Genomic DNA, 6,621 nt, shown 5'->3' on the forward strand with positions numbered 1-6,621 from the left:
TTAAATAATTTTGTCTATCAATCAAGGAAGATGGTTATGTCGAAATATGAATTAGAAGTTGCCGTTGATGGCTTTCACTATCTAGAAGGGCCTCGCTGGTATCAAAATGCGCTATGGTTTGTCGATTTCTATACTCAAGGCGTTTATCGGGTCAACGATGAAGGAATAGCGGAGAAAATCATCCATGTTGAACATCAACCTTCCGGTTTAGGATGGTTGCCTGATGGGCGTCTGCTGGTTGTATCGATGAAAGACCGCAAAGTCTTGCGACTAGAAAATGATGGTAACTTGGTCGTTCACGCTGATATCTGGGAGCATTGCGGTGGTCATGCCAATGACATGGTGGTTTCAGTCAATGGTAATGCTTATGTCGGCAACTTTGGTTTTGATTTGATGGGTGGCGCTGACCATGAAAACACAGGGCTTGTATTGGTTAAGCCTGATGGCAGCTCACAGGTTGTTGCTGAAGGATTAGCATTTCCAAATGGTATGGTTATCTCTGCAGACCAGAAAACATTGATCGTTAACGAGCTATTTGGCAACAAAGTTACGCAGTTTGATATCAAAGAAGATGGTAGCCTCGGAGACAAGCGTGATTTTGCTAATTTTGGAGAATTAGGTGATGAGCCAAATCTGGGTCTACGTATAGAAAATGCCAGCATATTACCTGATGGTTTGGCCTTGGATGCCGAGGGTGCTGTGTGGATCGCAGATACCATAAACCAGCGAGCGGTACGCATAGCAGAGGGTGGTGAAATTTTAGAAACTATCGATACTGCACCTGATGGTATCTTTGCGGTTACTCTTGGTGGACATGATGGTAAGACATTATTTATGTGCGCGGCGCCAGACTGGGATGAGGCCTCTCGCAAGGTAGAAACCAAAGGACGTATGTTAGCTGTGCAAGTGAAAGTGGGGCATGCAGGTACGCCATAGTTAAAAAGCGTTTCAGAACTGAACTTAAAATAACCCGCCTGACGCGGGTTATTTTAGTTGATAGCTAGCTACTTTTTTGAAGGTGGTTTTTATGTTAATTGCGATAAAGGTATTATGATTTACTCATTCAAATAAAGCTCAGCCATCCCATCAAGTTTGGCTTTTACCTCTTTCCAGTTCGGCATCACCTGCGTTAATAAGCGCCAAAAACGCTCACTGTGATTATGCTCTGCAATATGACACAGCTCATGCAGTATCACATAATCAATGCATTCTTTCGGTGCTTTTACTAAGTGCGGATTGAGGATTAAATTGCCTTTATTTGAGCAGCTTCCCCATTGTTTTTTCATGGTCATTAACTTCAATGAAGGATTATTATTTACCCATGAAGCCTTATGAATTAAGGCTTCAAGCCTCTCTCTAGAGACCGACGTAAATTTATCTTTATACCATTCGTCAATAAGACGTTTAACTAAGACAGCTCGTTTTTCAGCGTCTAATTCAGAATCACTTTGAGACAATTCTACATTCAACTTACCGCGACTAAGCTTCACCGTGCTGTTTATCCCATCAGCAGTTTCTGTACTGGTTATCATTTTTAACACATAACGACGACCCAAATAAAACTGGGTCTCACCGCTGACATAACGCTTAGGTAATACATGATCTTGTTGCTTGGCAAAGTCCTGTAGGCTTTGCCATATCCAGCGAGCACGCTTCATCATCGCGTTATGTATTACTTCTTCGCTGGCATCGATAGGTGCGGTGGCAACCACACGCTGATCAGGATGTACTTTAATGACTACTTTTCGAGGCTTAGCCTTTTTAGCAATCAGCTTGTCGCTTTCAGGCTTATTTATCTTTTTTTTATAAGTTGCTTCTTTACGCACGACTTCATAATCAATCTTATCTTGACCATAATAAAATACGCCATTCTCAGTCATTACCTACTACCCTCTTGCTGCTCTTAGGCTACTTATCTCTTGAAAGTCCAAGACGGGTAATCTTTAGCACTTCCTCAATGAGCTGTTGCGCTTTATCGATACCCAAATCCATAAATAACATCGGCAGCAATTTGACACTAATAGCATTTTCAATTTCTGCTGGGTTAATAGAATACTCAGCCACTGCTGTCTTAACAATATTATCAATCTCAAAGGCGTAAGCAACTAGCTTGTCGTTATCTAACTCTTTATCTATCAAGAAATCAGTATCAAATAAGTGCTTAAACAGACCAAAATACGCCTGAGCATGTTTGTTTAATTTACCACTATCATCAATAAACGCATTCGGCACATCAGCGACATCGCGGTCTTTAACGGCTTGCTCAAAATCAGCAAACATCATGTACTGCTTCACTGGTGCATCGAACATGGCTTTGGCATCCGCAATCGCTTGCTTAAGCAATTTAGAAAAATACTCTTGGGCATAAGGGTCATCAGCCAAATCCTGCTCAATCATCTTGGTCACCCGACCAGTGATTTTATCCGTTTGGTTACGGGCTTCATCATCGCTTAATTCTTCAGGCTTAACATCCTTACCTAAGTTGCCAACCAAGTATGCACCTTTTGCCTCACGAACCTCAAGTCCAGCGATATGCTTATCAAGTAAGCTTCGAATATCCGCTTCATACTCATCGTAATCGATGGTTTCATCAGCATCCTCGCGCACTTGCTTACGTAGATTAACAAAGGCTTTTAGATCGGCTTTGTAGCGATCACGCTTACTATCGAATGACTTATCTTCAAAGAAAGACGCTGATTGCAAGGCAATTTTCATAGCGTTAGAAAATGTGGTTAAAGCTGTATAAAAGTCATCACGCTCTTTAAGCTTGGTATCGACTACTCTGCCATCGATTTCCTGCATCTTTGGTGCAAGCACCTGCCTTAACGCTTGCCCATCCTGTTTATTCTTCACTGATGAGAATATCGCCCACAGCTCGCTATGCAGTCTGGGTAACTGCTTATACTCGGTATCCATCGCGTTATACAGACCCTTGAGGTCTTCGATATCAAAGCCACCTTGCGTACGCTCGGCTAAGTCTTGATATTTCTCAATGGTGATATCCAGCTCTTTTAAGATGCCACGATAATCAATCAGATAACCAAAACGCTTTTTCTCATGCAAGCGGTTTACCCGTGCAATCGCCTGAATCAGGTTATGCTGTTTTAAAGGCTTATCGATATACAGTACGGTGTTTTTTGGCTCATCAAAGCCCGTTAGTAGCTTATCGACAACGATCATAATGTCAGGACCATCATCCTGACTAAAAGCTTCTATGATAGCTTTGGTATAAGCCTTTTCATCACCGCCATACTCTTTGGCAACATTGGCTTGCCACCAATTCTGAACGATGTCTTTTGATTCGCCATCGACAGTATCATGCCCTTCACGAGTATCAGGTGGCGACATGGCAACCACTGAGGTCACTTTGCCAATCTTATCTAATGCCATCTTATAGCGGATAGCAGAGGCTTTAGAGTCACAAGCCAACTGGCCTTTTAAATGCTGCTGTTTAAAGTTTTGGAAGTGATCAGAGATGTCATGAGCGATCAACTCAATACGACCTTCAACCTGATAGATTTGACCTTTTTGGGAGAACTTACGTTTGAGATCCGTTTTTTGATCATCGGTGAGCTTTTGGGTGATACGGTCAAACCATGCATCAATGGCTTGATCATTGGTATTCAATTCAGGGATACGCTCTTCGTATAAGAGTGGCGTGACCGTTTTGTCTTTGACCGCTTGCTGCATGGTATAAGAGTGAATAATGCTACCGAATTTGTTTTCGGTCTTATCATCCTTTAGCAATGGTGTACCTGTAAAGGCAATAAAAGCAGCGTTTGGCAAGGCTTGCGCCATACGGATATTGTTCTCACCATTTTGGCTACGGTGACCTTCATCGACCATGACGATGATGTTTGGGCTGTCGTTATAGCATTCATCATATTTAACGGCTGAACCAAACTTATTAATAATAGAGAAGATAACGCGCTCGTTACCGTGACCGATTTGCTGCGCTAGACGGCGACCAGAGGTTGCCATGGCATCGGATTTATCGCGATCACTGAGCACACCACCAGAAGCAAAAGTTTGACTAAGCTGAGTTTCTAGATCAACACGGTCAGTGACAACAATGACTCGGCACTTCGCAAGCTCCTCTAACCAAATAAGTGCTTTGGAGAAGAACACCATCGTGAATGATTTACCACTGCCTGTGGTATGCCAAATGACACCACCTTGCCGACTACCCGACTTACCATCAGAGCCGTCAAAGGTGCTGATACGCTCAATCAATGCTTTAATACCAAAGACTTGCTGATAACGAGCAACAATTTTGCCCACCTTATTGTCAAACAAGGTAAACATGCGTGTCATCTCAAGCAAACGCTCAGGCTGCAAAAGGCTGATGATTAAGCGGTCTTGGTCGGTGACGGCTAGATCACCACCAGCAATCAGTGATTTATATTCATCTGTAATAGAGACAGGACGATGCGCAAACAGACTCTCAATCTGCTCATCATTAAGTTTTTCGTTTTTTAGACGAACAAACTCAGGCTCAGAAATCTCTTCTTCCACCCATTTTGCCCAAAACTTCTCAGGCGTACCGCAGGTGGCATACAGACCGTCATTACCATTGACCGCTAGCAATAACTGGCTATAGGCAAATAAATGCGGGATTTCTTTTGGCTTTTGATTACGAATATGCTGGGACACTGCTTGGACATTGGTCGATTGCCACTCTCTACTAGAGTCAGGACGTTTGGCTTCGATCACTGCCAGCGGTAGACCATTCACAAAGCAAACAATATCAGGTCTACGACTACTCGTACCTTCACTATTGAGTATGACCAGCTCTTCGGTCACGTGAAAGCTATTATTACCGATATTATTCCAATCTATCAGAGCGATGGTCTGCGAGGTTTTTTTACCATCGATAAATTCGGTCACCGTCACGCCATAAAGCATGGCGTTATAAAGCGCCTCGTTTGCAGACTGCAAGCCTAAGTTCATCGCTGGGGTAAGCGTGTGCATGATCTTATCAATGGCGCTGTCTGACAAATAATGCGGTGTGCCTTCAAACACAAAAGTCTGCTTGGCTAAAAATGCACGCATGATAGGTAGTAATACAACTTGGTCAATAGCCTTATTTGAAACCACTTTTGAGCGCATGGCACTGCATTGGCTAGGCGGAATAAACTGATAGCCTAATGTTGTGAGTAAAGATAAGGCGGGTATTTTTGAGCTGAATTCTTCGGCGAAGTTAACGGCTGATGTCATAACATACTCCTATTATTCAAACGCCATTATATTTGCTGTTTCTAATATTATTTTTATCGCTCTACCTTTATATAGCGTGCCATCCATAAACCCATCCATATATACAGCCCATTCTTCTATCTTCTCCTCACTTGGTGTATAACTTTCTGTATTCTGAGTACAATCTCTGGCAAGAACTACCATCATCACTTCAAAAGCCTCGGGTCTAACAATATATTGATGACCGAGACTTCCGTTATTGATGACTGGAATCTCTTTGACTCCTAGAAAATCGCCTAATAAACTAGCATCAATATATTCATGTTTAATTCTATTCAAGAGTGAAGGTCGGAAGCACACTAACATCACAGCAATCAATCGTAGCAAGACGTAACCAAAATACATTCTTTCAGAAAACGTTTCCGAATTAGAAAGATTCTGCACAATTTGTATATGTAAAATTAGCGTTTCTATTTCTCTAAGAGAGAGATTTTGATGTTTAATCAGATGTTCGATCGCTTTTCTAAAATGTTGTTTTCCTAAAAGATCATTAGGTAAGCACTCTTTATCTCTTGCTAGTTTAAAAAAATGATCAGTAGCTGCTAAAACAGGAGAGTTCAAATCTCTAATAGAATGTGCAGACAATTCAAACCTAAACTTTATAAACTTATCTAAGTAACGTTGTGCATCGACTGCCTGACCATAACAATGATTTATAGAAGCTTTCAACTGCTGAGTATTAGTAATGAGTACGAAGCTGACGCCTTCAACATCAAAAGTATGCTTGATTATCTCCAGCATATCGACCGCAAAGTTTGGTCTACAGCGATCGAGCTCATCGATAAATATAATAATAGGATCTTGGGATGCAATAGCAGTTAGAGCAGTTTGTAACGTCTGTAAACTCTTTTCTGCCTCCACATGGTCTTTGAGTATTAGTTCTGCTGTTTTATCAATTGAATCATCAGCGACCTTTTGAATTGCCTCGTCAAAGTCATTTGCAAGATCAGCAAAGTCTTGTCTCAGAATATGAGAAACACTAGCTTTAGCGACTGTTTTAATGGTATAGCGTACAGCTGGCAATACTCTATTTATGAAAGCCTTCCTACGTGGACCTTCAGGTAATATTTTAATAATTTCTGCTAGTACGGTCATCAAAGGCTCATCAACATGATCAGCTTTAAAGGCATCGATATAAATTATATTATGTTTTCTGTCTACCTTCATCAAATTGATAAGCTTATGACAAAACTCAGTTTTCCCTGTTCCCCAACTCCCATCGATGACCATTGGAGAGATACCTATATCAGACTTCAGGAGCTTAATAACCTTTTCGGCTATGCTTTTATGAGCTATGCTGAAGAAACCGTACAACTAAACTTGGTAAACTAAGCACAATTATAGGAGTTTACCATGACCAAGAAA

The 6,621-nt window shown here is 41.5% G+C and carries 4 protein-coding genes; 1 reads left to right on the top strand and 3 read right to left on the bottom strand.

Annotation, left to right across the window (positions count from 1 at the left end; genetic code table 11):
- Positions 1-36: 36 nt before the first annotated feature.
- On the top strand, positions 37-936 hold the full coding sequence (locus QL982_RS04500; RefSeq protein ID WP_290164887.1) for an SMP-30/gluconolactonase/LRE family protein: 900 nt from the start codon (positions 37-39) through the stop codon (positions 934-936).
- A gap of 119 nt (positions 937-1,055) precedes the next feature.
- On the opposite strand, the gene QL982_RS04505 is transcribed toward QL982_RS04500, so the two are convergent.
- Genes QL982_RS04505 through QL982_RS04515 form a run of 3 tightly spaced genes read right to left on the bottom strand, consistent with a single transcriptional unit; the run spans position 1,056 to position 6,570 of the window.
- Complete coding sequence (locus tag QL982_RS04505; protein ID WP_290164886.1) at positions 1,056-1,880, bottom strand: SprT family zinc-dependent metalloprotease; 825 nt, start codon at positions 1,878-1,880, stop codon at positions 1,056-1,058.
- Positions 1,881-1,908: 28 nt separating this feature from the next.
- Complete coding sequence (locus QL982_RS04510) at positions 1,909-5,217, bottom strand: HsdR family type I site-specific deoxyribonuclease (protein WP_290164885.1); 3,309 nt, start codon at positions 5,215-5,217, stop codon at positions 1,909-1,911.
- Between the two features lie 12 nt (positions 5,218-5,229).
- A complete protein-coding gene (locus QL982_RS04515) occupies positions 5,230-6,570 on the bottom strand; it encodes a KAP family NTPase (RefSeq protein WP_290190181.1) in 1,341 nt (446 codons plus the stop codon).
- Positions 6,571-6,621 lie beyond the last annotated feature (51 nt).

Source organism: Psychrobacter sp. 5A.1 (genome assembly GCF_030407455.1).
Lineage (GTDB): Bacteria > Pseudomonadota > Gammaproteobacteria > Pseudomonadales > Moraxellaceae > Psychrobacter.